The organism is Pedobacter sp. UBA5917 (assembly GCF_002432345.1).
Lineage (GTDB): Bacteria > Bacteroidota > Bacteroidia > Sphingobacteriales > Sphingobacteriaceae > Pedobacter.
Genome location: NZ_DJDT01000058.1, coordinates 1 through 2,723 on the forward strand (window position 1 = coordinate 1; position 2,723 = coordinate 2,723).

At 42.6% G+C, this 2,723-nt stretch carries 3 protein-coding genes; all 3 read left to right on the forward strand.

Annotated features, from left to right (window positions below):
* Positions 1–1,359: type VI secretion system tip protein VgrG (gene vgrG / locus B2V92_RS03825; RefSeq protein WP_293304918.1), on the forward strand; the 1,359-nt coding region annotated here is incomplete at its 5' end.
* Positions 1,360–1,377: 18 nt separating this feature from the next.
* Complete coding sequence (locus B2V92_RS03830) at positions 1,378–1,677, forward strand: PAAR domain-containing protein (protein ID WP_293304919.1); 300 nt, start codon at positions 1,378–1,380, stop codon at positions 1,675–1,677.
* 12 nt (positions 1,678–1,689) lie between these two features.
* Entirely contained in the window at positions 1,690–2,610 is a 921-nt protein-coding gene (locus B2V92_RS03835; RefSeq protein ID WP_293304920.1) for a hypothetical protein, read from the forward strand.
* Positions 2,611–2,723 lie beyond the last annotated feature (113 nt).

Here is a 2,723-nt window from a genome sequence, read left to right on the forward strand (position 1 = left end):
GCCGATGTAAGTGCTACCAGTAACGTTTGGCCAAAGCAGGTCCAGTTTTATGTAAGCGATTGGGATTTTATACGGTCGCTGGCCGATATGAATGGCCTCATTGTAACCACCTTAAATGGAACAGTAAACGTAAAAGCGCCTGATGCCAATCCCGAATCGGTGTTGAAAATTGCTTATGGCGATGGATTAATGGCATTTAAGGCTGATATGAATGCTTTAACCCAATTGGAAAACGTTAAAACAAGAACATGGGATTATGGTGCGCAGGCCGTTGCAGATGTTGTGGTGCCCAACAGTTATTCAGGTCCAGGAAATATCTCTTCGGGCACATTGGCCAGGGCAATCGGTATTTCGGAATATAGCGTGCAAACAACGGCTCCATTAGCAAACGAAGAACTTAAAAATTGGGCTAAAGCGCAGCTCGTAAAAAGTGATTATGCAAAAATAAAGGGCGAGGCTAAGTTTCAGGGGACCAGTGTGGTAGATCCTGGTAAATATATCACTTTTGCAGGTTTGGGCGATCGCTTTAACGGCGATTACCTGGTTTCGGGTGTGGTGCACAATATTAGCGATGGCAATTGGATTACCGAAGTTTCTATCGGGCTTTCGTCTGTATGGGCTACTGAAGAGGCCGATGTAATGGCCCCACCAGCTTCTGGAATGTTGCCTGGTGTACGTGGCCTGTTTAACGGAACCGTTAAAAAGATATATGATGATCCTGATTCGCAGTACCGCATTCTGGTTGATGTACCCCTGTTTGATCCAAGTGGTACCGGAGTATGGGCCAGGCTCGCCAACTTTTATTCAACCAGTGGTGCAGGTGCATTTTTCCTGCCCGAAGTTGGTGATGAAGTGGTGCTGGGATTCTTGAACGAAGATCCACGCAGTCCGGTAATATTAGGCAGTATGTTCAGCAGTCCGAAAATACAGCCTTCCGGATTAACTCCTAATGAGAAAAATTCGGTAAAGGCAATTGTTTCAAGGTCGGGGATCAATATCGAATTCGATGATGAAAACGAAGTGCTTACCATTGCTACTCCCGGCAATAATAAAGTGGTTTTAAGTGATAGGGCAAAAGAAATTAGTCTTCTCGATGAGAACAGTAACAGCATTACCATGTCGCCAAGTGGAATTACCATTAAAAGTAATCATGATATAAACATTCAGGCAGGTCAGTTAGTAAATATAGCTGGTGATCAAGGGGTTAAAATCAGCACAAGCAGTGGCGATCTGGCTATGAATGGTCTGAATATTAAACAGCAGGCCGATATGGAGTTTTCGGCAAAAGGTGCACAAATGGCAACAGTAGTGGGGGGAATGGAATTGACCCTAAAGGGTGCAATGGTTCTGATCAATTAATTTTAAATAAAGTAAAATATGCCACCAGCAGCAAGATTAACCGATTTTCACGAATGTCCTATGCAAACGCCGGGCGTTGTACCAATACCGCACGTTGGCGGACCAATTATAGGGCCGGGTGCACCTAATGTACTTATAGCCGGTTTACCGGCCGCAAGAGTAGGCGATATGTTGGTTTGTGTTGGACCACCGGATAGCATCGTTCGCGGCTCATCGAGTGTTATGATCGGCGGAATGCCGGCAGCGAGATTGGGTGATGAAACCGCACATGGCGGAAGAATTGTTTTGGGTGCCTTCAGTGTAATGATAGGAGGATAAGAGGAAATAACTATGGAAAACGTATATAGGAATTTCTACAGGAGCTTTTACCTGCGTACAAATGGTTTTATTCCAACATCTTCATTGGCAAAGGCTGTTTATCCCGGAGATTTTTTTCAGATCAGGAATGGGCAGGTAGTTGTACTCGGAAATATTTATCGCAGTGAATTGGTAAAACATGAAGATATAAAACTGGAATACGACAATAAACTCAATCCATCGGGCTGGAGTTTTAGTGAAGGCGTATCTAAACCTTATTCGGGCAGAAGAAACAGTAATGAGGCAATTGAAGCAGAATTTGAATTTAGTAAACAGATTCTTGCCTTCTCTGAAAAAGGAAGTTTTATTTTTAAGGGTAGCGATCCGGTTTCCACACGAATAATCAACTGGAACGAGATCCAGCAGCAGTTAATTATCAAACTCACACAAACTTATTATTCGTTTAGGGATGTGTATGTGGTTACCGAAAGCGCAACGACCAAAAACTGGACACTGGCGGTTTCAGGAGCAGCCTCGGCAGAACTTGAAATTGTAACAGCCGAAGAAAATTTCGGACTGAACGATATTTTTGGTCATGTATCATCTAAAACCATCCAATCAAAAGATATTGAGTTTTACCAGCGTGAAGAAGGTGGGAAACCATCTTTTTACAGGGCAAAAAAACTATTAATTAAGGATGACAAGAGCGAAGCCCTGGTTGCTGATCATATTGCAAAAGAACAGGGACATCACGAATGGGCTAAAGCATTTTACAAATCTGATTTTCATTCCAATAATGAATATTTAAACGATCAAAGTGCTTATCTGCAGGTTAATATGCTCGATTTATTACGCCCGGGAGAACTGAACCCTAATACTGCATTGCTTTATTTTAGCTGGGCAGATATGAGCCTTGATGATTTAGAAAAATTATTTATAAGCTATGGAGAATAACATCACAAACTACAAAAGATAAGCTTCAAATGAGTTATCCTGGGCGGAGCCGAAGGGTATTTCGGTGATAAGGTTTTACATTTTAAAACTTAGGTGCACTCAGGTGGCTTAGG